Source organism: Bifidobacterium sp. LH_230, assembly GCF_056357555.1.
On record NZ_JBKEWJ010000001.1, the window covers coordinates 232,661 to 256,839 of the forward strand.

17 protein-coding genes are annotated in these 24,179 nt (G+C 63.9%); 13 read left to right on the top strand and 4 right to left on the bottom strand.

Annotated elements, in window-relative coordinates; genetic code table 11:
* Nucleotides 1-143 precede the first annotated feature (143 nt).
* Together AC1A0G_RS00860 and AC1A0G_RS00865 are read left to right on the top strand one after the other, a co-directional pair.
* Nucleotides 144-1,193 carry a LacI family DNA-binding transcriptional regulator gene (locus AC1A0G_RS00860; protein ID WP_476526770.1) on the top strand — a complete coding sequence of 350 codons (1,050 nt, stop codon included), beginning with the start codon at nucleotides 144-146 and terminating at the stop codon, nucleotides 1,191-1,193.
* A 107-nt stretch (nucleotides 1,194-1,300) separates the two neighbouring features.
* Nucleotides 1,301-1,699 (top strand): cupin domain-containing protein, encoded by a 399-nt coding sequence (locus AC1A0G_RS00865; RefSeq protein WP_476526771.1) that lies wholly within the window; start codon nucleotides 1,301-1,303, stop codon nucleotides 1,697-1,699.
* Nucleotides 1,700-1,866: 167 nt separating this feature from the next.
* Here AC1A0G_RS00865 and AC1A0G_RS00870 read toward each other — a convergent pair whose 3' ends face one another.
* The gene (locus tag AC1A0G_RS00870) at nucleotides 1,867-2,577 is read right to left on the bottom strand and encodes an NADPH-dependent F420 reductase (protein WP_476526839.1); all 711 of its coding nucleotides are present in this window, start codon (nucleotides 2,575-2,577) and stop codon (nucleotides 1,867-1,869) included.
* Between the two features lie 214 nt (nucleotides 2,578-2,791).
* On the opposite strand from AC1A0G_RS00870, the gene AC1A0G_RS00875 reads away from it, so the two are divergent.
* Complete coding sequence (locus tag AC1A0G_RS00875; RefSeq protein WP_476526773.1) at nucleotides 2,792-3,316, top strand: PadR family transcriptional regulator; 525 nt, start codon at nucleotides 2,792-2,794, stop codon at nucleotides 3,314-3,316.
* Nucleotides 3,317-3,399: 83 nt separating this feature from the next.
* A complete protein-coding gene (locus AC1A0G_RS00880; protein WP_476526841.1) occupies nucleotides 3,400-4,014 on the top strand; it encodes an endonuclease III domain-containing protein in 615 nt (204 codons plus the stop codon).
* Nucleotides 4,015-4,047: 33 nt separating this feature from the next.
* Here AC1A0G_RS00880 and AC1A0G_RS00885 read toward each other — a convergent pair whose 3' ends face one another.
* The gene (locus tag AC1A0G_RS00885) at nucleotides 4,048-5,544 is read right to left on the bottom strand and encodes an MDR family MFS transporter (protein ID WP_476526775.1); all 1,497 of its coding nucleotides are present in this window, start codon (nucleotides 5,542-5,544) and stop codon (nucleotides 4,048-4,050) included.
* Nucleotides 5,545-5,799: 255 nt separating this feature from the next.
* On the opposite strand from AC1A0G_RS00885, the gene AC1A0G_RS00890 reads away from it, so the two are divergent.
* Nucleotides 5,800-6,894, top strand: a complete 1,095-nt coding sequence (locus AC1A0G_RS00890; RefSeq protein ID WP_476526777.1) for an aldose 1-epimerase family protein — start codon at nucleotides 5,800-5,802, stop codon at nucleotides 6,892-6,894.
* 240 nt (nucleotides 6,895-7,134) lie between these two features.
* Here the strand turns inward: AC1A0G_RS00890 and AC1A0G_RS00895 are convergent, their stop codons facing one another.
* Complete coding sequence (locus AC1A0G_RS00895) at nucleotides 7,135-7,785, bottom strand: TetR/AcrR family transcriptional regulator (RefSeq protein WP_476526779.1); 651 nt, start codon at nucleotides 7,783-7,785, stop codon at nucleotides 7,135-7,137.
* Nucleotides 7,786-7,983: 198 nt separating this feature from the next.
* Between AC1A0G_RS00895 and AC1A0G_RS00900 the strand changes: the two genes are divergently transcribed.
* The 3 genes from AC1A0G_RS00900 to AC1A0G_RS00910 all read left to right on the top strand — a co-directional run bounded on the left by AC1A0G_RS00900 (nucleotide 7,984) and on the right by AC1A0G_RS00910 (nucleotide 14,834).
* Entirely contained in the window at nucleotides 7,984-8,685 is a 702-nt protein-coding gene (locus AC1A0G_RS00900) for an ABC transporter ATP-binding protein (protein WP_476526780.1), read from the top strand.
* Between the two features lie 10 nt (nucleotides 8,686-8,695).
* Nucleotides 8,696-11,464: an FtsX-like permease family protein gene (locus tag AC1A0G_RS00905; protein ID WP_476526782.1), complete on the top strand. Its 2,769-nt coding sequence runs from the start codon at nucleotides 8,696-8,698 to the stop codon at nucleotides 11,462-11,464.
* 106 nt (nucleotides 11,465-11,570) lie between these two features.
* Nucleotides 11,571-14,834, top strand: coding sequence for a UPF0182 family membrane protein (locus AC1A0G_RS00910; protein WP_476526784.1), 3,264 nt, complete (start codon nucleotides 11,571-11,573; stop codon nucleotides 14,832-14,834).
* A 100-nt stretch (nucleotides 14,835-14,934) separates the two neighbouring features.
* Here the strand turns inward: AC1A0G_RS00910 and AC1A0G_RS00915 are convergent, their stop codons facing one another.
* Nucleotides 14,935-15,735, bottom strand: coding sequence for an ABC transporter permease (locus AC1A0G_RS00915; RefSeq protein WP_476526786.1), 801 nt, complete (start codon nucleotides 15,733-15,735; stop codon nucleotides 14,935-14,937).
* Between the two features lie 421 nt (nucleotides 15,736-16,156).
* On the opposite strand from AC1A0G_RS00915, the gene AC1A0G_RS00920 reads away from it, so the two are divergent.
* From AC1A0G_RS00920 to mfd, 5 genes are all read left to right on the top strand, one after another.
* On the top strand, nucleotides 16,157-17,233 hold the full coding sequence (locus AC1A0G_RS00920) for an ABC transporter substrate-binding protein (protein WP_476526842.1): 1,077 nt from the start codon (nucleotides 16,157-16,159) through the stop codon (nucleotides 17,231-17,233).
* 2 nt (nucleotides 17,234-17,235) lie between these two features.
* Entirely contained in the window at nucleotides 17,236-18,384 is a 1,149-nt protein-coding gene (locus tag AC1A0G_RS00925; protein ID WP_476526787.1) for a nucleoside hydrolase, read from the top strand.
* Between the two features lie 100 nt (nucleotides 18,385-18,484).
* Nucleotides 18,485-19,009 (top strand): N-acetyltransferase family protein, encoded by a 525-nt coding sequence (locus AC1A0G_RS00930; protein ID WP_476526789.1) that lies wholly within the window; start codon nucleotides 18,485-18,487, stop codon nucleotides 19,007-19,009.
* A gap of 152 nt (nucleotides 19,010-19,161) precedes the next feature.
* A complete protein-coding gene (gene pth / locus AC1A0G_RS00935; protein ID WP_476526791.1) occupies nucleotides 19,162-19,761 on the top strand; it encodes an aminoacyl-tRNA hydrolase in 600 nt (199 codons plus the stop codon).
* The gene (gene mfd / locus AC1A0G_RS00940) at nucleotides 19,751-23,329 is read left to right on the top strand and encodes a transcription-repair coupling factor (RefSeq protein WP_476526793.1); all 3,579 of its coding nucleotides are present in this window, start codon (nucleotides 19,751-19,753) and stop codon (nucleotides 23,327-23,329) included. The genes pth and mfd overlap by 11 nt, the downstream gene beginning before the upstream one ends.
* Nucleotides 23,330-24,179: the final 850 nt, after the last annotated feature.

The following is a 24,179-nucleotide window of genomic DNA, read 5'->3' on the forward strand; positions in this document are numbered from 1 at the left end:
ACGCGTGATCGCGCGAGCGGCTCCGGCTTCCGCCGTCCCCATATGACGCCGGCGCTTGGCGCATAACATGGCGGACAGTGAACGGAACGGGGCACGTTACTATGAACGGTGCTACATCGACATCGACGCAACGGGGAATGCATATGGTCACGATGAAGGATATTGCGCTCAAGACCGGGGTCTCCACGGCGACGGTCTCCCGTGTGCTCAACGGCAAAGGGCAGGGGCGCATCAAGCCCGAGATCGCCCGCGAGATACGCGAGCAGGCCGAGGCGATGGGGTATGTGATCAACCCCATCGCACGCGGACTGCGTACCAATCGCAGCCATATGCTCGGCCTGATCGGCGACGACGTCGCCACCACGCCGTACGCCGGACGCATCATTTTGGGCGCACAGGATGCGGCCCGCACGTTCGGCTATCTGCTGACGGTCGTCAACACCGGCAACGATGCGGAACTCGAACGCGAGCAGATCGCCATGCTGCGCCGGTACGGCGTCGACGGATTCCTCTACGCGGCCATGTACGACCGGGTGATGACACTGCCGGACACGCTCGACGGATGCCCCACGGTGATGGTGGACGCCGAGGACGAGGCCGGCCGGTGCCCGTCCATCGCTCCGGACGAGCAGGGGATAGGCGAGGACGCGACGGCGCGGCTGCTGGACGCCGGATGCTGCCGCATTGCGTACTACGGCTCGCCGCCGACGATCATCGCGCAGCCGAGGCGACTCGCCGGATACTACGCGGCGTTGGATCGGGCCGGCGTCGCGCGAGACGAACGGCTCGTGTTCGACCCGGAGAAGATCGATGCAGACGAGCAGGCCGAGGCGCTGCTCGACACGGGCGCCGACGGCGTGTTCTGCTTCAACGACGTGCGTACGCGGTTCATCTACGAGGCGGCCGCACGGCGCGGCCTGTGCGTCGGACGGGATCTGTCGGTGGTCAGCGTGGACAATTTTGAGCTGCTGTCCGTGTTCTTCGAACCGCGGCTGACATCCATCGAACTGCCGCATTATGAAATGGGCTATTGGGGCGCGTGCAAGCTGATCTCGATGATCGAAGGACGCGAGTTGCCCGATGCGCTTGACGCGGTGTCGACCCGTGCCGTACTGCCTGCTCTGTCCGTGAAGCAGGGGCGGATCAGGTGTGCTCTGGTGGAGAAAGGGTCGGTGGCGACAAGACGAGATTGACTTCGAGCGCTCGAAGTCTCTAACGTCGATGACGAGGCCGCGATCATGACGATGCTGTCGACATGGCCACGGCGCGAAACAGGGACAAGGGCCAACAAGGAGGCATCATGGACAATCCGAGCGCATTCCCGCTGGGCGAGCCGAACGACGCGTACGCGCAGTATTTCGAAGGCCAGAGCTATCTCGCGCCGCTTGCGGCGGACGGTCAGGTGTCGGTGGCGAACGTGACGTTCGAGCCGGGTTGCACGAACCACTGGCACATCCATCACGGCGTGTGCCAGATCCTGCTCGCCGTGGGCGGGCGCGGCTACTACCAGATCGAGGGGCAGGAGCCGGTCGAAATGAAGCCCGGCGACGTGGCCTACATTCCGCCGGAGACGAAGCATTGGCACGGCGCGGCGCCGACCGAGTCGTTCGCGCACGTGGCCATCATGCCCAAGGCCGAGGGTGCGTCGAACGAGTGGCTCGAGCCGGTGGACGAGGACGCCTACCGCGCCCTGGCGTGAGTTTTCCGGTTCCCGGGATTGTCTGGCGAAAATCCCGGGAACCGGCGCATGTTCATATGAACACGCAAAACCGCGCCATGCCAACGATCCGTGGCATGGCGCGTGTGCGTACTTGTGAGGTTTCCGGTTCCCGGGATTCGTGCGGGGAATCCCGGGAACCGAGGATGTTACTTGACGACCTTGAAGCCGCCGGTCCACGGGGTCTGCTCGGTCACGCCGAGGATGATCTGCAGCGCGCCGTAGCCCTCGAGGTACTGCGCGCGCTTGAGAGCGCCCGCATCCACGGTCTTGAGGCCCGCGCCCTCGATGAGCGCGGCGACGGCCTTCTTGGCATCCTCGTTGTCGGAGGCGAGCTGCACGACGGTCGGCGCGCCGTCGTTTTCGCCGGTGGCCAGCGTGGCGGCGAAGGTGGTGTTGAAGCCCTTGACGACGGTGCTGTTCGGCAGCTTGGCGGCCACGTATTCGGCGGCGGACTGGTAGCCGGCCGGCAGGGCGAGATCGAAGGTGGTGAAGTCGATCGGGTTGGACACGTCGACCACGGTCTTGCCGGCCAGCTGGTCGGCATAGGCGGCGAGCGCCTCGTCGTATGCCGGGAACGGCAGGGCGAGCACTACGATGTCGCCGGTGATCGTGGCCTCGCCGAACTTGGCGCCGGTGACGCCCTCGGCCGCGGCGGCGGCCTTGTCCGGGTTGCGGTCGATGACCTGCACGTTCGCGCCGGACTTGACGGCGATTCCCGCGACCGCGGAGCCGATGTTGCCTGCGCCGAAGATGGTGATGGTGCTCATGGTGATGTTCCTTTCGGTGGTGCCGTTTGCCGTGTGAAGTGCTGTTGGGTGGCTTGCGGCGGTTGTGGTGTTTTTGTCTGGTTCGGTTATGGACTGTGCGACCGTTGCGGTGGAGGTTTGCCGTCCGCTGCGTTCGCGCTGATGCCAGTATGCACCTCAGAAAGAGATATTTCAAACTGAGATATATCAGAAAGATTTATGGATGGTGCAAAACCGGCGTGATTCCACCGATGATGCGCGATTCCAATATGTTCGCCATCGGCGTGTCGTTCCGAGATATCTCGGATTGAGATATCATGAATCTATGATGAACACGATAGAACTCATGACTCTAGGTTTCCTGAGCGAGGAACCATTGTGCGGCTACCGGCTGCGCAAGAAGATGGAGCAGCTGCAGGGCTACATGCAGGCCGTCTCCGATGGCACGCTGCATACGGTGACCAACAAATTCGTCAAAGCCGGCTACATCGGTGAAACCTTCAATGTGGTCAACGGACGCCGCCTGCGCGAATTCCATCTCGAACCCGTCGGCCGCGAGAAGCTGATCGAGGAGCTCAAGAACACTAGCGGCTATAATCTCACCAACATCACCAAATGGGCGGTCGTCATGTCGTTCCTGTCCGTCATCCCCGACGAAGCCGACCGACGTGCCGTGCTGCGCCGCCGGCTCGACCTGCTCGAACCCGACGTGCGCCGCCTGTACAGCGACGGCGAAGGACCGATCGACAACGACAAGGTCGCCGACAAGTACCGCCGCGCGATCATCGCGGTGCATGACGCGGAAATCGACGCCGAACGCCAATGGCTCCAACAAGAACTCGGCGAGTGACCGCTGCGGGCGGCCAGGCCGGCAACGCCGGCTCGCCCGCCCGTGTGCCGACCTCGGCCGATATTGTCTCGCTGTACGACCTGATGGAGCGCGAGCTCGGCCCCACGAACTGGTGGCCGGCCGAGACGCTGTTCGAGATCATGGTCGGTGCCGTGCTCACCCAGAACACCGCGTGGGGCAACGTCGACCGCTCGCTTACGGCGCTGAAGGCCGCCGACGCGCTCGACCCGCACGCCATCGCCGCGTTGGAGCCGGAATCGTTGCAGGATCTCATCCGGCCGTCTGGCTTCTACCGCAACAAGGCGACCGCCCTGCGCTCGCTCAGCCGCTGGTATGTCGAGCGTTGCGGCGCGGACCCCAACGGTGTGCGCGACGTCGCGGACGACGAGCTGCGCGCCGAACTGCTGTCGCTGTTCGGTGTCGGCGGTGAAACGGCCGACGACCTGATGCTCTACGTCTTCTCACGCCGCACATTCGTCGCCGACACCTACGCACGCCGCCTGTTCGCGTTCCTCGGATTCGCCGTTCCGGCCGGTTATCCGGCCTTCCACAAGACGTTCGCACCGGCAGTGCTCGCCTCAGACCTGACCGTCTCCCAACTCCAGGAATTCCACGGCCTCATCGACGAATACGGCAAGGCGTACCGCGACGACGCGGCCAAAGCCGCATCATTCCTCGCCGATTGGCGGCGCGCCTGAAGCATCCCGCATCGTGCGTCGTGACGTCTGCGATTAGAGTCGACCGTCGCGTACGAACAGCGACAGCGCGAACGCGACGACCGACACGACGGTCGAAACGACGAACACCGCATCCACACCGTGCGCCAGCCCCGCCGCAGCCGAACCAGCGAGTGACGCGGGCCGCGTGTTCGTCGTCATGACTGTGAAACAGATCGCGATGCCGATCGCCGCGCACGTCTGCCGCAACGTGTTGTTCATCGCCGTGCCATGCGGGATGAGCGGTCCGGTGAGCTGGTTGAGCGCGGTCGTCGTCAACGGCATCAGACAGAACGCGACGCCGGCCATCATCAACGTGAAAAACACGGCCGGATACCACGCCGGCGTGCCCGCACCCATCCGCGACAATGCGAACGAGGCCAACGCGACGATACCGATCGCAGGAGGAGCGATGCGACGTATGCCGACCCGGTCGAACAGACGGCCGGCGACCGGATTGAACACGCCCTCGGCAATGCCGCCGCCCGCCAACAGCAAGCCGGACTGCAGCGCGGTCATCCCCAACACGTTCTGAATGAACATCGGCAGGATGTTCATCGTCGAGATGAACGTGACGAACACCAGCACGATCACGATCATCGGCAACGTGAACATCGGCCGCGCGAACACGCGGAAGTTGAGCAGCGGGCGCGGCAAACGCAGCTGACGTACGACGAACGCGACCAGCGACGCCGCGCCGATCACCAGCGAGACAAGCGTGTCGGCCGCCGTCCAACCGGACTGGCCGGCCAGTGAGAACCCAAGCAGCAGACCGCCGAAGCCGAGCGTCGACAGCGCGACCGACGGCACGTCGATCGTCGGATCGGTCTGCGGCGTGACGTTGCGCACCGTCGGGATCGCGGCGGCGAGCACGGCCACGGCGATCACCGCGAGCGGTACGAACAGGAAACGCCACGGCAACATGTCGATGATCAGGCCGGACAGGGTCGGGCCGATCGCCGGCGCGAACGCGATGACCATGCCGAACCAGCCCATCGCCGTGCCGCGCTGACTCGGCGGAAACGTGAGGAACAGCACGGTCTGCAGCAGCGGCATGAGGATGCCGGCGCCGCTGGCCTGCAACACGCGGCCGGCCAGCAGTACCCAGAAGCCGGGTGCGCACAGGCACACGAGCGTGCCGAACAGGAACATGCCGATCGCATAGAAGAACAGCTGGCGTGTCGTGAACCGCTGGATGAGGAACGCGGTGACCGGGATCATGATGCCGTTGGTAAGCATGAACCCGGTGCTTAGCCACTGCGCGGTGTTGCTGGTGACGCCGAAGTCGAGCATGAGATGCGGCAGCGCGCTTGTCATGAGCGTCTGGTTGAGGATGGCGGTGAACGAGCCGATCATCATGATGGCGATCGGCAGGATCGGGTGGTCGGCGGAGGGTGCGGGGGATGATTGCGCGGATGACGGTCGCGTATGGGTCGCCTGCACGGGCGCAGGGTGCGTGGCCGCGGGTGTGCGTTGCTGCGATGCGTGCTGCGACGTGCTCGAATCGGGCATGATTGTTCCTTTCAGCTGCGGTGCGATTTGGTTCCAGCTGATTTCGGTCAACGTCATGATGTTCGGATGATCGCCTTCGCGTGATTCGATGACGGATCATCCGGCGACGCCGTAGCCCCTGCCGGTCGATGTCATGGCCAGTCTACCTCGATCACGGACATCGACCGGCGGACTTGGTTTCTCGGCGACACGACGGGAAAGCGCTTACCGTTTGTGGTGCGGTATGCTGGGGGACTGATACAAGGAGGTAAAACCATGATCGTCAATCACAGCAACCCGACCCGCGCCGACATGCTCGCACACATGGGCAGCCTGCAGCAGGCCGCCTACACGCGTCCGATCGAATACCAGGAGGGCCGCTCGCACGGACTCAAGGGCATCGAGGTCAAGAACGGCCCGCTTCGTTTCATGTCGATGGCCGACCGCGCGCTCGACATCGCGCAGATCGAATACCGTGGCGAGAACCTCACGTTCCTGTCCAAGCCGGGCTTGAACGGCCGCAACCAGTTCGACACCAATGGTGCCGAAGCGCAGCGTTCCATCATGGGTGGCCTGTTCTTCACCTGCGGCTTCGAGAACATCTGCGCCCCGTACGTGACCCCCGAAGGCTCCAAGTACCCGGCCGGCAGCTACCCGATGCACGGCCGCATCCGCACCACGCCCGCCGAACACGTCTCCTCCGACGCGTACTGGAACGAGCGCGACCAGTACGTGCTCGAGGTGTCCGGCGAGATGCGCGAGGCCGAATTGTTCGGCGAGAACATGGTGCTGCGCCGCCGCATCACCAGCGTGTACGGCACGTCCACGATCACGGTCGAGGACGAGGTGACCAACGAAAGCTTCCGCGAAGAACCGCTCATGTGGATGTACCACTGCAACTTCGGCTGGCCGCTGCTCGCCGAGGGCGCCGAGGTCGTGATCCCGAGCCGCAAGGCCACGCCGCGCGACGAGACGACCGCCGCCGACACCACCCCGTGGAACGAGATCGGCGCACCGGTCGCGAACAAGCCGGAAAGCGTGTACCTGCATGATCTGGTCGCGGATGCGAACGGTCGCAGCTTCGCCGCCGTCGTCAACCGCACGCTCGGCCTCGGCGTCGTGATCGAATTCGATGCGGCCGACTTCCCGTACTTCATGGAATGGAAATCGATGGGTTCCGGCGACTACGTCGTCGGCCTCGAGCCGTCCAACTCCAGCGTGCACGGCCGCGGCTGGCACGAACAGCGCGGCGACCTGCACACGATCGCACCGCAGACCACCGAGCGCAAGACCATCACGTTCACCGTCATCGAAGGCGACGCCGCGATCGACCGGCTTGTCGCCCGCCGCGACTCCATGCTCGCCGCCTGAGTGGTCGCGCGAGCGTGCGGTACGGACGTTCCGTGGATGCGGTTTGACGATTGAGAGGCAATAATCGGCTGTTGCAATGGTCGGTTTGACGATCGAGAGGTTCCTAGGGTACGGCCGACGCGACTCTACGACCGTTTTTCCGGCGTATTGGCGGATCTTCGGTGGTACAGGCGCCTCTCGATCGTCGAACTGATGTCTGCAGAGGCGAACAACAGCCTCTCGATCGTCGAACTGATTGGATCAGATGGTAAACCGGCCGGTTGAGGATTCGTTGCTGACATCGGCATCTTTCGATGAATAATCTCCGTTGCGCAACGAGTTGATGAGCTGGGAGACGATGTTCGGCAGCGGGGAATGGGCAAGCCATTCAATGGCTTGCGGAGTGAACAGGGTTTGCGCCTTGCTGAGAATGCCGATCATGCCGCTGGCCGCGTATTCCAGCACGATGCGCTGGCCGGGGTTGAGCGTTGTTTCGTCGATGCCGAGGACCGACAGCCAAATGCCGCTGACATAGCTTTTCAGCTGCGCTGCCAAGCCGGTCGAACCGTGCGGTCCGGCGATCAGCGACAGTCGATGGATGCTGACGAGATGCTCCGTCGTGCTCGCGAAATCAAGCGCATACTCGCGTAGTGCACTCAGATCGCTGTCCTGCCGGATGACGTGCGCGATGAACTCGGTCACGCCCGGCTCCTCGTAGATCGCTGCGATCGCGTCGTCGGCCAGCTCGGGGATGTTGGCGTAATGGTAGTAGAACGCGCTGCGGTTGAGCCCGCTTGCGCGCGTGATGTCGCTGATGGTGATCTGCGCGTACGGTTTCTCATCCAACAGTCGCCAGAACGCGTCCTGCATTTTCTCGGGTGCGCCCGGCTCGTCGGCCTTCGGTCGTGCCATGTCGATTCCTCTCCTGATGCGATCGGTACTAACTCGACAGCGTATCGTGTTTTTCGCTCGTATGTCGCCATGCTCGGCCAATAACCCTACACAATGTCGAATTGCGTGGATTTATTTACCCGACAGACTGATGTATTCCTTGGAACCGCACATATCCAGCCAGTGCATCAGTCAATCGCAAAGAGAGGCACGATCGACATGTCATTCCTTGAATTCCATGACGTGGTCCGCCAATACGGCACCGGCGAATCCGCCGTGCTGGCGCTCAACCACGCCACCTTCGACATCGAACGGGGCGAACTTGCCGTCATCCTCGGCGCATCCGGCGCCGGCAAATCCACCACGCTCAACATCCTCGGCGGCATGGACCGCGCCACATCCGGCTCCGTCAAGCTCGACGGCAAAGACATCACCACGTTCAACGAGGCGCAGCTGACGGACTACCGTCGCTTCGACGTCGGCTTCGTGTTCCAGTTCTACAACCTCGTGCCCAACCTCACCGCGCTCGAGAACGTCGAACTCGCCAGCCAGATCTGCCCTGATGCGCTCGACGCGCGTGAGACGCTCGCCAAAGTCGGCCTGGGAGAACGGCTCAACAACTTCCCTGCGCAACTTTCCGGCGGCGAGCAGCAGCGCGTGTCCATCGCCCGCGCGCTCGCCAAAAACCCGAAACTGCTGTTGTGTGACGAGCCGACCGGCGCGCTCGACTACAACACCGGCAAGGAAGTGCTCCAGCTACTGCAGGATTCCTGCCGCCAACGCGGCATCACCGTCGCGCTTGTCACGCACAATTCCGCGCTCGCACCGATGGGCGACCGCTTGATCCGGTTCCGTTCCGGCAAGGTCACCGAGGTCACGACGAACCCGAATCCGACACCGATCGCAGACATCGAATGGTAGGGGAGCGGATATGAAGAAAACGGCACTGTGGAAGGACGCCTGGCGCGCGATCCGTGGCAACGGCAAGCGCTTCGCCGCGATGATGGTGATTGTTGCGGTCGGCGTGATGATGCTCGGCGGGCTCAACTCGGTCGGCCGCGACATCCGCGCCGGACTTGACGCATTCTTCGACGAAACGACCATGCATGACATCATGATCGTCTCCACGCTCGGCCTCGATGACGACGACATCGCCGCACTGCGCAAGGTGAGCGGCGTCAAGGACGCGGCCGGCGAATACTCGGCCAGCGTGACCACGACGGTCGACGGCAGACAGGCATCCGCCACCGTCACCGCGCTCAACGACCGCGGCATCGACCGTCCGTATGTGACCGACGGCAGCCTGCCGAACGCTGATCACGAGATCGCCGTGACCCGGCAGTATATGGACGACTCCGGCAAATCGATCGGCGACACGCTCGAGTTCAAACCGGACGATTCGATGACGACGGCCGCGGCGGCCGGTTCGTCGCAGGATGATGCGTCCGACAATGCGTCGGCTGACGCAACGGATACGACCGACTCAGTTGGCACGTTCGCGGCCGGCAAGTACACGATCGTCGGCACGATCATCGATCCGAACGACATCGTCAACCCTGCCGGCCCGCTCGCGCTCGTCTCCGGCAGCAAAACCGTGTATCCGATGGTCGTCTCGCCCGATTCACTCGCCGCGAGCGACGACGGAACAACACCTGACCTGCCGTACACGTCCGCCGTGATCACCGTCGCCGGCGCGGCCGCGATGAACACGTACGACGACGACTACCTCGACACGGTTGCCGATGCGCGCGCCGCGATCGAGGCCATACAGCAGACCCGCGAACAGGCGCGCACTGACACCGTGCACCAAACCGCGCTCGACACGGCGATGCGTGCGCTTGACGAACAGAAGTCCAGGATCGACGCGCTGCCGGACGGCCTGCCGGCCAAAACCGCCGCCGAAGAGCAACTCGCCAAGGCCGAGACGGCCATCAAGGACAAGGTCGACGTGCTGCCAAGCGCGAAGTGGATCATCCGCGACCGCAGCGCCGTCACCAGCTACGAGGACGTGAAAACCCAAAGCGAGATGATCACGCGTCTCGGCACGCTGTTCCCGGTGCTGTTCCTCGTCATCGCGCTGCTGGTGAGCCTGACCGCCGTCACACGCATGGTGGAGGAGGACCGCCAGCTCATCGGCACGTACAAGGCGCTCGGCTACACGCGCCACGAAATCATGCTCAAATACCTCGTGTACGCCGGTGCGGCATGCCTGTTCGGCGGTCTGCTCGGCGACGCGCTCGGCCTGATCGGACTGCCGTTCGTGTTCACGCGCCGCCTGATCTCGCGCATCTACGTGCTGCCCGGCTATCCGCTGCTGGTCGACTGGCGGATTGCGGTGGGCGGCGTGCTGCTGTTCGTTGTCGTGATCACCGGCGCGGCCGCGGCTGCGACCGCCGGGTCGCTCAGGCTCGAACCCGCCGAACTCATGCGTCCGAAAGCCCCGAAAGCCGGCCGCACGATCATGCTGCAACATGTCGGTTTGATCTGGAACCATCTGAGTTTCCTCGGCAAGGTGACCGCCCGCAACCTGTTCCGTTACAAGTCGCGTGCGCTCATGGTCATCATCGGCGTGCTCGGCTGCACCGCGCTCATGACCGCCGGTTTCGGCATGGGATCGTCCGCGCTCACGCTGATGCCGCGGCAACATCACGACATCGCGCCGTACGACGTGCTTGCCGTCACGTCCGCTGCCGACCACGACATCGCGCAGCGGAAACTGGACGACGACTCTCGCGTGTCCTCCACGTTGCCGCTGCAGCTGGGCAGCGTGACGCTGACCGCGGGCGACGGCACGGATTCGCGCGGCGGTGCGAACGGTACGGATGATACGAAAATCACCGCGCAGCTCATGGTCATACCGGACGGCAGATCGCTGGACGGATACATCGATCTGCACACTGCGGACGGCGATCCGATCACGCTGCCGGATGCCGGTCCGCAGCACAACGGTTCCGGCAGCGGTACCGTTGCCGCGGTCATCACGGTCAATGCGGCCAGCAAACTCGCGCTCGCGGATGGAGCCAAGGTCAATGTGACCGACGCGATGGCCACCAGTGCGGACGTTACCGTCGCCGGCATCGCGCAGTACTATACCGGCAATCTCGTCGTCATGACCGAATCCGCATACGAGCGTGCGTTCGCCGCGGACTTCGCCGCGAACGCCGACCTTGTCAGCGTGAAGTCCGGTGATGCGGACGAGAAGATCGCATTCGCGGACGATATCGCTGGAAACGACATCTATCTGTCCGTGATGAGCTCCGCCAAACAGGAGCGTGACTTCTCGAAGAGCTTCCTCATCTTCTTCGTGATGATCGGCTTCATCGTCGTCATGGCCGCGGTGCTCGCGATCGTCGTGCTGTACACGCTCGCCTCCACGAACATCTCCGAGCGCGAGCGCGAACTCGCCACCATCAAGGTGCTCGGCTTCCGCAGGCGCGAGGTGCATGGCTACGTGAACAAGGAGATGCTGCTGCTTGCGGCGTTCGGCATCGCGATCGGCCTGCCGTGCGGGCGCGGATTGCTGGGATTCCTCATCGGCAAACTTGACCTGCCGGGCATGAATATCGTGCCGAACGTGGCCTGGTACTGCTACGCGGCCGCCGCGGCGCTCGCGCTCGCGTTCACGGTGCTGGTCGAAGCGGCGACGAACCGTTCGCTCGACCGCATCGACATGGTCGGCGCGCTCAAAAGCCCGGAGTGAGCGGAGCCCGGCGTTTCGTCGGGAACGCGGCGGCATCGCGGTATCGCGCGGGGCTGGGCAAGCTCTGGGCATAAGCGGTTCCCTACCTGACGATACGCTGGGGAACATGTCATTTTTCGATGCGTTTGGTCCATTGTTCGACGGCTCACAAAGCGGCGACCGCCGGGAAGACGACGATGATCCGGTGATCATCGACGTTCAGGCGGACGGCGACGACACCACATCGCGCCCTGCCGGCGGCTCATCGCAACCGCCGCGCCGACCGAGCAACGGGCCGCGCATCACGCGCCGCCCGAGCCAGCCGAGCTCGGGCCGCGGGTCGAAGATCCTCATCGGCGTCGCGCTCGCGCTCGTCGTCATCGTCGGACTGTTCTTCGGCCTCGCCCAGTTCATCACCGATCTCATGTGGTACGGCCAGCTCGGCTTCCAGAGCGTCGTGTGGACGCAGCTGGGCACCAAGGTCGGCCTGTGGATCGCCTATGCGCTGCTCATGGCCCTGACCGGCTTCGTCTCCGCCGTGCTCGCGATCCGCGCGCGCCCCGACTCGGACGACGGTTCCACGATCCGCATCAACGGCGACGTGATCGAGATCGGCAAAGGCGTCGCTTCGAAGACCGCCCGCCGCGTCGCCGTCGTGGTTTCCCTGATCGTCGGCGCCGTGTTCGGCGCGCAGTTCAACGCGAACTGGGCCGACGTGCTGCTCATGTTCAACGCGCAGTCCTTCGGCACCACCGATCCGCAGTTCGGGCTCGACAACGGCTTCTACGTGTTCGTGCTGCCCGGCTTGAAGCTCGTGGTCGCCGCCGTGTCCATGCTGCTCGGCGTGGGATTCGTGTTCTCCGTCGTCTCCCACGTGCTTATGGGAGGCATCCGGTTCACCATGCCCGTGCACGGCCGCGGCATCCTCGCCGTCACCAAGCGCGCCCGCCGTCAGGTCGCCATCTGGCTCATCCTCAACATGCTCGCATGGTCCGCGCGCCAGGTGCTCGGCGTGTTCACCCATCTGACCGAACAGGGCAGCCGCATCACCGGCGCGACCTACACCACCGTCAACGCCACCATTCCGGTCACGTTCATCATGGCCGCGATCACCGCGATCCTCGGCATCTTCCTCGGCATCTGGCTCATGCGCTCGCACGCGCTCGAAGGCCCGGCCAAACCCACCGTCCGCGCCGTGGCCGCGCTCAAGGCGTGGCGCACGCCGGTCGTGGCCATCGCCGCCGCGCTCGTCGTGTCGATGGTGCTCACGGTCGCCTGGCCGATGCTGCTGCAGCGCTTCAAGGTCAACCCGAACGCGCAGGAGATGGAATCGACGTACATCCAGCGCAACATCAAGGCCACGCAGCAGGCGTACGGTCTGAACGACGTGAAGGTTGAACAGTATCAGGCCACCACCAAGGGCGAATCCGGGGCGCTGTCCGGCGAAGCCGACACCACCGCGCAGATCCGACTGCTCGACCCGCAGATCGTCTCGCCGACGTTCAAGCAGCTGCAGCAGTCCAAGCAGTACTACACGTTCGCCGATACGCTCGCTGTCGACAAGTACGACGTGGACGGCGAAAGCCAGGACACCGTGATCGCCGCGCGCGAACTCGACCTCGACGGACTCGACAACCGCAACTGGGTCAACGACCATACCGTGTACACGCACGGCTATGGCATCGTCGCCGCGTACGGCAACAAGGTGACCGCCGACGGCCAGCCGAAGTTCTTCGAATCCGGCATCCCCACCCAGGGCAAGCTCACGGATTCCGAAAAGTACGAGCCGCGCATCTACTTCTCGCCGAACGCCACCGAATATTCGATCGTCGGTGCGCCGGAAGGCACCAAGTCGTGGGAGTTCGACTATCCGACCGGCTCGGAGGGCGCGACCACCACGTTCACGGGCGACGGCGGCCCGTCGGTCGGCAACATCTTCTCCCGACTGCTGTACGCGATCCGTTTCGGCTCCGACCAGATCCTGTTCTCCGACCGCGTGACCTCCGCCTCGCAGATCCTCTACAACCGTTCCCCGAAGGAGCGCGTCGCCAAAGTCGCGCCGTACCTGACGCTCGACGGCCGCGTCTACCCGGCCGTGGTGGACGGCCGCGTCAAGTGGATCGTCGACGGCTACACGACCTCCGACGCCTACCCGTACTCGCAGATGACCGATCTGGGGTCGGCCACCGCCGACTCGACCACCGAAACGTCGGACACGGTCAAGGGCCTCGGTTCGCAGCAGGCCAACTACATCCGCAATTCGGTCAAGGCCACCGTCGATGCGTACGACGGCTCCGTCGACCTGTACGTGTGGGACGAGAACGATCCGGTCATCAAGGCATGGCAGCAGATCTTCCCCGGACAGTACCACTCGGTCGCCGATATCTCCGGCGACCTCATGAGCCACCTGCGTTACCCGGAGAACCTGTTCAAGGTGCAGCGCGAACTGCTCGCCAAATACCATGTGACCTCCGCGAACCAGTTCTTCTCCGGCGAGGACTTCTGGCAGACGCCGGTCGACCCGACCGAATCCGAGGCCGATCAGGCCAAGGACATCCTGCAGCCGCCGTACTACCTGACGTTGCAGACCGGCGGCACGAACGAGCCGATCTTCTCGCTGACCTCCTCGTACATCCCCGCCGGCACGTCCACGCGCGAGATCCTCACCGGCTTCCTGTCGGTCGACTCCGACGCGGGGTCCGAGAAGGGCGTGATCGGCAAGAACTACGGCACGATCCGGTTGCAGGAACTGCCCAAGGATTCCAACGTGCCCGGTCCCGGCCAGGCGCAGAACAACTTCAACGCGGACGCCGACGTGTCGAAGGAACTGAACCTGCTGCAATCCGGCTCCACGAACGTGGTGCGCGGCAACCTGCTCACCCTGCCGCTCGGCGGCGGCCTCGTGTACGTGCAGCCGGTGTACGTGAAGTCGAGCGGTTCGACCTCGTTCCCGCTGCTCAAGAAGGTGCTCGTCGCGTTCGGCGACCAGGTTGGGTTCGCGGATACGCTCGACGAGGCGCTCGACCAGGTGTTCGGCGGCGATTCCGGCGCGGCCGCGGGAGACGCGGAGAACGTGGCCGGTGGTTCGGATACGAACGGTTCCGGCGACGGTTCGTCCGATCAGAACGGCTCCGATGGATCGGGTTCCGGTACGAACGGCGGCGGCAAGGATAACGGCGCGTCCGGCAACCAATCGAACGGATCGAACCAGAACGGTTCGGGTTCCGGCTCGTCGTCCGCAAACGCCGATCTCAAGGCCGCGCTTGAGGACGCCGCACAGGCCATGAAGGACGCCGATTCGGCCATGAAGAACGGCGACTGGACCGCCTACGGCGAAGCCCAGAAGCAGCTGCAGGAAGCCCTCAACAAGGCCCTCGAACTCGAGCAGTAGCCTGCGGTCCAAAACCATTGAAACGGCGAGGGCCGTGGTTCGTTAATCACACGAACCACGGCCCTCGCCGTTTCACGATATCCGCCAGTGAACGTTACGATCACTCGTCCGGATTCTCATCGTTCTCCACCGGGCCGAGCAGCACGCGCTCGCACACGTTCACGATGGCCATGAGCAGCACGGTCAGGGCCACGATCACGATCGTCGCCGAGAAGATCAGCGGCGTGCGGAACGAGTTGTAGGCGGCCTGCAGCCAAATGCCGAGGCCCCGGCGCGCGCCCAGGTATTCGGCCGTGGTCGCCGTGGCGAAAATATACGCGGCGCTGATGCGCACGCCGCCGAAGATCTGCCGGGCCGCGACACGCAGCTTCACATGCCACAGCGTCCACACCGGGGTCGCGCCGCAGGTGAGCGCCACATCCGAATAGAACTGGGGCACCGCCTTCAATCCGCGAATCGTCTGCACGGCGATCGGGAATAGCCCCCAGAACGCGGTGATGACGATCTTGCCGGAGATCTCGAACCCGAACCAGATCAGGAACAGCGGGGCGATCGTGATCAGCGGCATCGTCTGCGCCGCGTACAGCAACGGATACAAGGCTGCGTTCAACGTGCGGAAACAGTAGAACCCGATGCCGACCAGAATGCCGGCCAGCACGGCGAACGCGAATCCGACGAATCCTTCGAACGCGGTCACCTGCGTCGCCGGCCACAACGTCGGCCACGCGTCGATCGTCGCCTGCACGATCTGCGTGGGGGAGGAAAACATGCTCGCCGGCACATGCGCGAGCCGCACCCAACCCTCCCATACGGCCAACAGCACGATCACGGCCGTCGTCGTCGCGATCCGGTCCTTGATGCGCTCGCGGCGCTCTTCCCGGTCCTTGCGCTGAATATCCATCGTCACCTTCCCCTTTCCCTGGGGTGTCTCGTTCACCAAGACGAAAGGCGACCTGCGGTAAGGTGAGGAGCCCGCGCGCCATTCCGTCCGAAATTCAAAAAAGCCCTATGCGTACGGCCATATGGCCATGACCCATTATGAACAATTCGCGGACTTTCTCCGGCCCTGTTCCGGATTGTCTGGCGAACCGGTACAATGGCAGTGCTTCAGCGCCAATGTGTGGCAAACCGATCGGGCCGGCAATACGCGGCCAGTTCGCAATCGCTGCTGCGAGCGACGGTCGGGGGCATTGGGCAAGCGGAATCAGGCCCTCAGATCGTTCTCTGCCGAAATCCGCTTGAAAGCGTCCCAGAGAGCGATGCGTAGCGATACGTCAGAGAAGAAACTGATTTAGGGAATCATCATGACTTTCATGTCAACCATGCGTAAAACCGTCACCCATGTGCTCGCGGTCACCGCTGCCGCCGCGATGGCGCTCGCCGTCGCCGGCTGCGGCAACACCACCAACACCGCTTCCGACAGCTCCTCGAACGACAAGCTCACCAAGGTCACGTTCATGCTCGCGTGGACGGCCGACACCAACCACATCGGCGTCTACGTGGCCAAGAACAAGGGCTACTTCAAGAACGCCGGCCTCGACGTCGACATCGTCGCCGTCGCTCAGGCGGGCGCCGAACAGGCCGTGAACAACGGCGTCGCCGAATTCGCGCTGTCCAACCTGTACAACGCGGCCAGCTACACCGACCTGAAGGGCGCTCACATCAAGCAGGTCCTGCAGGTCCAGCAGAAGCCGAGCGCCATCTGGTGCGCGCTCGCCAGCAACACCGCCATCAAGTCCCCGAAGGACTTCGACGGCAAGACGTTCGCCACGTTCGGCGGCAACGAGTCCGACATCGTCATCAAGCGCATGATCCAGAACGACGGCGGCAAGGGCGAGTTCGACAAGGTCACCGTCGGCACGTCCACGTTCAAGACGCTTGAATCCGGCAAGGCCGACTTCGGCGGCTTCTATGCCACGTGGGAGGGCGTGCAGGCCGAAATGTACGGTCCGAAGCTCAACTGCTTCAGCGAGCCCGACTACGGCGTGCCCGGCAACGGCGACGCGATCGGCATCATCACCAGCGACAAGATGATCAAGGAGAAGCCGGACGTCGTGCGCAAGTTCGTGCAGGCCGCCCAGCAGGGCTACGAGTACGCGTACTCGAACCCGGACGATGCCGCTGCCATCCTCGCCAAGGACGCCGCCGACTACAACCTCGAGGAGGCGTTCGTCAAGAAGAGCATGCATGTGATCGTCGACGGCCAGTACTGGGGCGACCCGGCCAAGATCAAGGACGGTTCGTTCGTGCTTGGCACCAACGACTTCGTCGAGACGCAGAAGCGCTTCGACTTCCTCGGCGAGGGCCACGCCTACACCGACGCCAACGGCAACCCGACCGACAAGGTCCCGCAGTCCAAGGACGGCGCCACCAACGAATTCCTGAAGGGAGCCAAGTAACCATGACCCGCCTCGTGCTCGACGTCGACACCGGCATCGACGACACCCTCGCCCTGTGCTATCTGCTTGCCTCTCCCGAGGCCGAGCTCATGGGCGTCGTCGGTACGTACGGCAACGTGACCGCGCGCGATTCCGTGCGCAACAACCGTGCCGTGCTGCGACTGTTCGGGCGCGAGGACATCCCGGTCATGCTCGGATGCGAGGCGCCGTCCTGGGCCGACCTGTTCGAGGTCGACGAGGGCTGCGCCCGTTTCCACGGCTCCAACGGACTCGGCAACGTCGATCCGGCACGGTATCTGCCGGACGATGTTGCCGCATCCGGCGACGCACACGTGATCGCCGATGCGGCCGCGGACGGTGAGCGGCCGACGGCCGGTCGCCGGTCCAGCGCCGCGTTCCGCGCGCGACTGACCAAGTCGGTCGGCGGCGAGCACGTCGATATCGACGCCACCGCGGATGAGGCCGCGCTTGCGGATGCCGCCGCCGCGTCGCGCGAAGGCGAAGGCGTGCGGTTCATCATCGACGCGGTGCGCGCATACGGCTCCGACGTGACGATCGCCGCCACCGGGCCACTTACCGATGTGGATGCGGCCATCCGGCTCGCGCCCGACATCGTGCCGAACCTGCGACTCGTCATCATGGGCGGCTCGCTCACGCAGGAAGGCAACTGTTACGACCTGATCTGCGAAACCAACATCTTCCAGGACCCCGAGGCCGCGAACCGCGTGTTCCGCTCCGGCGCGGACGTGACCATGATCGGCCTCGATGTGACCCACCAGTGTCTGATGACGCGCGCGGACGCCGACCGGTGGCGTGCGACCGGCACGCGGCGCGGCGCGTTCCTCGCCGACATGGTCCGTTTCTACATCAACGCGAACGAGGCCAGCGATCCGATTTTCCTCGCCGGCAGCCCGCTGCACGATCCGCTCGCCGTGGCCGTCGCGCTCGACCCGACATTCGTCGGACTGTTCGACGTGAACATGATGACCGAAACGGTCACCGGCAACGGGCATGGCTTCCGCGGGCGCACGATCGGCGATCCGATGCGGCTTCGCGAACCGCGCAAGACCTCGCACGTCGCGCTCACCGTCGATGCGCCGCGATTCACCAAGCAGTTCTGCGACCGGCTCGTCGGATTGTGCACGGCATGACGTCATGTGCCCGACGGCGTGTTCGGCCATATCCGGTTACGGCTACGGCCGAACATGCGGTGATGCGCACGTGCGCAGCCGGGTGCTACTCTCGGTAACCATGCTGCATCATGTCATCCGGCCGGCCGAGGAACGCGACCTACAGGCCATTACCGACATCTACAATGAGGCGGTGATCCGCGGGGGAGCGTCCGCCGATCTTGAACCGGTCTCGCTCGAGGCGCGTCGCGCATGGGTCGACTCGCACCAGCCGCGCACGAAGTATCCGGTCGTCGTCATCGACGTGATCGATGAGGCGACCGGCGAACACACGACCGCCGGATTCGGCTCGCTGTCGAAGTTCCACCAGCGTGCCGGCTACGACGGCATCACGGAACTCAGCTATTACATCGCACGGCGATTCCACGGGCAGGGACTCGGCACCGCGATGGTCGACTGGCTGCTGTCCGCCGCCCGCGAACGCGGCTTCCGTCATGCCGCGACCATCATATACGCCGACAACGCCGGTTCGGTCGCGCTCATGCGCCGGTTCGGATTCACCCGGTTCGGTCTGCTGCCCGCCGCCGTCGCCACGGCCGGCAGCGACGAACTGCATGATATGAGCTATTGGTACAGGAAACTGTGAAGGCCGCGGTCTTTGCTTCGCTCGCGTGACCGACGTTGCCGTGAATGCCGCCGATGACGGCGGGAACGGGTATGATTCGTGTGTTTGCGTACGGTCGACATGCCGTGACGATACGGCGAATACGACGATATGAAGAGGACAAGGGGATAGGAATGGCATCCGATTTCTGGCTGATCGTAGGACTGGGCAACCCGGGCAAGAAGTACGAGGATACGCGGCACAACATGGGCTTCATGACCGCCGACGTGCTCGCCGAACGCTGGTCCGTTGCTTTCTCCGACCACAAGGGACTCGCCATGCTCGGCAAGGGTGCGATGAACCTGAACGGCCGCACCGTCAAGTTCTTCCTCGCCAAGCCCCTGACGTACATGAACGATTCGGGCAACGCGGTCGCATCCATCAGCGCCTACTACCAGATCCAGCCCGACCATGTCGTCGTCATCCACGACGACATGGACCTGGAATTCGGCCGCATCAAGGTCAAGGCCGGCGGCTCCGCAGGCGGACACAACGGCATCAAATCCATCGACAAGGCATTGAACACGCCCAAGTACGCGCGCGTGCGCATGGGCGTCGGCCACGCCAAGCGCGGCGCGAACGCGCACGACAACACCATCAACTGGGTGCTCGGCGGCTTCGGCCCCGACCAGCGCAAGCAGCTGCCCGACTTCCTCGCCGACGGCGCGGACGCCGCCGAGGACATCATCTTCAACGGATTGGCGAAGACCCAGGAGAAGTTCAATGGCCGCTGACGCCCAAGCGACGCACAACGCGCTGGTCCACGGGTCGCTGGCCGGCGTGCTCGCCGCGCTCGAGCGCGACGACACCTTCCACAAGCTCGCCGCCGGCGACATCGAAGCGTATACCGACCGCAACACCAGCCCGATCATCACCGTCGGAGCCCCCGAAGGATTGCGCCCGGCGCTCGCCGCGGCCGTCGCGCACCGCAAGCCGGTCGTGCTCGTCGTCGCCTCGGGCCGCGAAGCCGAGGAAACCGTCGACTCGCTGCGCTCCTGGTATGACGGCGACCCGAACGAGATCGCCCAGCTCGAAGCATGGGAGACGCTGCCGCACGAACGGTTGAGCCCGCGCGCCGACACCGTCGCCAGCCGCATGGCCGTCTTCCGCCGGCTTACTCATCCGAGCGAGACCGATCCGATGTTCGGCCCCATCCGCATCCTCGTCATGCCGGTGCGATCGCTCATCCAGCCGGTCGTCAAAGGACTCGGCGACGTCGAACCGCTCGTGTTCACCCAAGGCGAGGAACTGCCGCTCGACGAAGCCTCGCAGCGGCTCGTCGAAAACGCGTACACGCGCGTCGACCTCGTCATGGACCGCGGCGAATTCGCCGTGCGCGGCGGCATCATCGACGTTTTTCCTCCCACCGCACCCCACCCGGTGCGCATCGAGTTCTTCGGCGACGAGATCGACACGATCCGCGAATTCCACGCCTCCGACCAGCGCACCTACGGCGACGGCATCCGCACCATCTGGGCCACCCCCTGCCGCGAACTGCAACTGACGCAAGCCGTGCGCGACCGCGCGAAGAGCCTCATCGGGCAGATCCCGAACGCCGACGACATGCTCGAATCCATCGCCAACGCGATTCCCGTCGAAGGCATGGAATCGCTCATGCCCGCGCTCATCGACGACATGGAACCGGTCACCGGCATGCTCGACAAGCATGCGGCCGTCATGCTGTCCGACCCCGAAAAACTGCGCCGTGCCGCCGAGGACCTCGCGAAAACCGCGAACGAGTTCCTCGCCGCCAGCTGGCACGTCGCCGCATCCGGCCACGGCGCGGGCGCGCCGATCACCTTCGACCAGGCCAGCTTCCTCGACTTCGAAGGAACCGTCAACGCGCTCGCGTATTCGGAACACGACGTGTGGAACCTGTCCAGCTTCGGCGTGGACACGAGCATGCCGAACCATGTGCAGCTCGCCGCACAGAACCCCGGCGAATACCGCGGCGACGAAGCGAAGGCCGCAGCCGGCATCGAAGGACTGATCGACGCCGGATACCACGTCACCGTCACCGCCGCCGCACAGGGCACGCTCGCCAGACTCAAGCGCGCGATCAACGAGACCGGCATCGCCTCGTTCGACATCATCCGTTCGCAGGCCATCGACGGATTCGTCGACACGGCCGCGCAGACCGCGCTGCTCACCGAACGTGACCTGACCGGCCGCTCATCCGCCGCCGGTCAGGCGAAAACGCCGAAACGCCGCCGCAAGGCCATCGACCTGATGGAATTGAAGCCCGGCGACTTCGTCGTGCACGAACAGCACGGCATCGGCCGGTTCGTCGGCATGAAGCAGCGCGAGATCGGCACGGGCGCGAACAAGAGCACGCGCGAATACCTCGTCATCGAATACGCGCCGAGCAAACGCGGCGCACCTGCCGACAAACTGTTCATCCCCACCGACCAGCTCGACCAGATCAGCAAATACATCGGCGCGGAAGTCCCCAAACTCAACAAACTCGGCGGCTCCGACTGGGCCGAGACCAAGGCGAAGGCGCGCAAGCACGTGCATGAGATCGCCGAGGACCTGGTCAAGCTGTATTCGGCCCGCCAGCGTACGCCCGGCTTCGCGTTCAGCCCGGACACCCCGTGGCAGAAGGAGCTGGAGGACGCGTTCCCGTACCAGGAGACGGCCGACCAGCTGACCACGATCGACGAGGTCAAGGCCGACATGGAGAAGCCGGTGCCGATGGACCGCCTGATCTGCGGCGACGTGGGCTTCGGCAAGACCGAGATCGCCGTGCGCGCCGCGTTCAAGGCGATTCAGGACGGCAAGCAGGTGGCCGTGCTCGTGCCGACCACACTGCTCGTCCAGCAGCATTACGAGACGTTCACCGAACGCTACGAGGGCTTCCCGGTCACGGTCGCGGCGATGAGCCGCTTCCAGACGACCAAGGAGATCAACGAGACGATCGAAGGGCTTGAGACCGGCGCGGTCGACGTGGTGATCGGCACGCACAAGCTCTTGAATCCGAAGATCAAGTTCAAGGATCTCGGCCTCGTCATCATCGACGAGGAGCAGCGCTTCGGCGTCGAACACAAGGAGACGCTCAAGGCGCTGCGCACGAACGTGGACGTGCTGTCGCTGTCCGCGACGCCTATCCCGCGCACGCTGGAAATGGCCGTGACCGGCATCCGCGAGATGTCGACGCTGGCGACCCCGCCGGAGGACCGGCTGCCGGTGCTCACCTACGTCGGCGCGTACGAGGACGCGCAGATCACCGCGGCCATACGACGCGAGCTGCTGCGCGGCGGCCAGGTGTTCTTCGTACACAACCGCGTGCAGGACATTTCGAAGACCGCGGCGAAGATCCACGAGCTCGTGCCCGAGGCTCATGTCGGCATCGCGCACGGCAAGATGGGGGAGAAGCAGCTCGACCAGATCATCCGCGACTTCTGGCATCGCGACATCGACGTGCTCGTGTGCACGACGATCATCGAAACCGGACTGGATATCTCGAACGCGAACACGCTGATCGTCGACAACGCCGACAAGTTCGGCCTCTCGCAGCTGCACCAGCTGCGCGGACGCGTCGGCCGCGGCAGGGAGCGCGCGTACGCGTACTTCCTGTACGATCCGACCAAGCCGATGACCCAGCAGTCGCACGATCGACTCGCCACCATCGCGCAGAACACGGCGCTTGGATCAGGCTTCGACGTGGCCATGAAGGACCTCGAACTGCGCGGCACCGGCAACCTGCTCGGCGACGAACAGTCCGGGCACATCGAAGGCGTCGGCTTCGACCTGTACATCCGCATGGTCTCCGAGGCCGTCGAGGCGTACAAGGCGCCCGAGGTCAGCGTCGAGCCGCTGGCCGTGACCATCGACCTGCCGATCGAGGCGTCGATTCCGGTCGACTACATCGACTCCGACAAGCTCAGGCTCGAAGCGTACCGCAAGCTCGCCGCCGCCCACACCGAGGACGACCTGCGTGAACTGGCGGAAGAGCTGACGGACCGCTACGGCAAGCTGCCCGAGGAGTTCGAGACGCTGTTCGGCGTGGCCAGGCTGCGCATGAAGGCCCGCAAGCTCGGCATCTCGGAGATCATCGCGCAAGGCAAGAACGTGCGCGTCGGCAAGATCGACCCGCCCGAGTCCATCCAGATGCGCATCAATCGCATCTACCGGGGCGCGCAGTACCGTCCGCTCACGCACACGTACACGATCCCCGCGCCGTTCGCCGGCTCGCTCGGTTCCGGCCCCATGAGCGGCGAAATGGTCATGGACTGGACCAGCGACCTCCTCAACGATTTTGCGTGGACACCGGGCGGTCGCGAACGGCGGAGCCGTTCGTAGTCCGGTGTGCGAACCGACAGGCGAGCTGGCAAAGCGCGGCCGTAAGGCTGTCCGAAATTGCGGGACGTCCTAAAAGGAGAGAGGTAGTACGGCAGAACCGTTCGTAGCTCGGCACGCGAGTGGCAGAGCGCTGCCGCAGGATGCCCTCAAGACAGAAAGTAGTGTGGGCCTCCCGCCGTCACATACAGCGTTGGGGTCGTTCCCGCAAAGGATCGACCCCAACGAACTGGACGTGGTCCAGCTTATGTCGTCATCATGCTACCTCTTGGTGCAGGAGAGTGCAATAAAAGTCGGGATAGGACTCTCATCTGGTTAGAGTTGTCTATGCATCTTGTCGTACTGCTGATAGTCTTTGCCGGGACAAGGCATTAAGCCTGTTCAAGTACGGGTGAGTGTCAGGATTGACAGTTGTAAAAGAGACTCTTGCATTTTGGCGTGCGTGGGTGCGCCGGGTCTTCGATGTTGGGATGAGTCTGGTTGACACCGGTGCCGTCCGATGTTGCCACGCAATGGAATATTTGGGCATTGTTAGCAAGGTGTGTCAGCCAATCTGTCACGCATTATGAGGAAAATCGTGCGAGAACGCGGCGTGACAACCCCGATAATCCATAAAACCTTGAGATTCCAAGCAAAACGGTTCGTCTACCGGGAATCAGCTGACGCGGCATCTTGTCACGTTTGGCAAATATCTGGGAAAAATCCCAAGTATGACACCAGATCATGCCATGCCTTGACAACTTCGCACTTATTTATCGAAGCGTGACATCATTCTCAAGTGAAAGGGCATGTGAGCGTTCTGGGAGCGACTCTATTTCATAATTTCGCATATACGGTACCGGTATGATCATCG

Coding starts and splice junctions, on each gene's coding strand:
- AC1A0G_RS00860 (WP_476526770.1), top strand. CDS start 144: ATGGTCACGATGAAGGATATTGCGCTCAAGACCGGGGTCTCCACGGCG.
- AC1A0G_RS00865 (WP_476526771.1), top strand. CDS start 1,301: ATGGACAATCCGAGCGCATTCCCGCTGGGCGAGCCGAACGACGCGTAC.
- AC1A0G_RS00875 (WP_476526773.1), top strand. CDS start 2,792: ATGATGAACACGATAGAACTCATGACTCTAGGTTTCCTGAGCGAGGAA.
- AC1A0G_RS00880 (WP_476526841.1), top strand. CDS start 3,400: ATGGAGCGCGAGCTCGGCCCCACGAACTGGTGGCCGGCCGAGACGCTG.
- AC1A0G_RS00885 (WP_476526775.1), bottom strand. CDS start 5,544: ATGCCCGATTCGAGCACGTCGCAGCACGCATCGCAGCAACGCACACCC.
- AC1A0G_RS00890 (WP_476526777.1), top strand. CDS start 5,800: ATGATCGTCAATCACAGCAACCCGACCCGCGCCGACATGCTCGCACAC.
- AC1A0G_RS00895 (WP_476526779.1), bottom strand. CDS start 7,785: ATGGCACGACCGAAGGCCGACGAGCCGGGCGCACCCGAGAAAATGCAG.
- AC1A0G_RS00900 (WP_476526780.1), top strand. CDS start 7,984: ATGTCATTCCTTGAATTCCATGACGTGGTCCGCCAATACGGCACCGGC.
- AC1A0G_RS00905 (WP_476526782.1), top strand. CDS start 8,696: ATGAAGAAAACGGCACTGTGGAAGGACGCCTGGCGCGCGATCCGTGGC.
- AC1A0G_RS00910 (WP_476526784.1), top strand. CDS start 11,571: ATGTCATTTTTCGATGCGTTTGGTCCATTGTTCGACGGCTCACAAAGC.
- AC1A0G_RS00915 (WP_476526786.1), bottom strand. CDS start 15,735: ATGGATATTCAGCGCAAGGACCGGGAAGAGCGCCGCGAGCGCATCAAG.
- AC1A0G_RS00920 (WP_476526842.1), top strand. CDS start 16,157: ATGCGTAAAACCGTCACCCATGTGCTCGCGGTCACCGCTGCCGCCGCG.
- AC1A0G_RS00925 (WP_476526787.1), top strand. CDS start 17,236: ATGACCCGCCTCGTGCTCGACGTCGACACCGGCATCGACGACACCCTC.
- AC1A0G_RS00930 (WP_476526789.1), top strand. CDS start 18,485: ATGCTGCATCATGTCATCCGGCCGGCCGAGGAACGCGACCTACAGGCC.
- pth (WP_476526791.1), top strand. CDS start 19,162: ATGGCATCCGATTTCTGGCTGATCGTAGGACTGGGCAACCCGGGCAAG.
- mfd (WP_476526793.1), top strand. CDS start 19,751: ATGGCCGCTGACGCCCAAGCGACGCACAACGCGCTGGTCCACGGGTCG.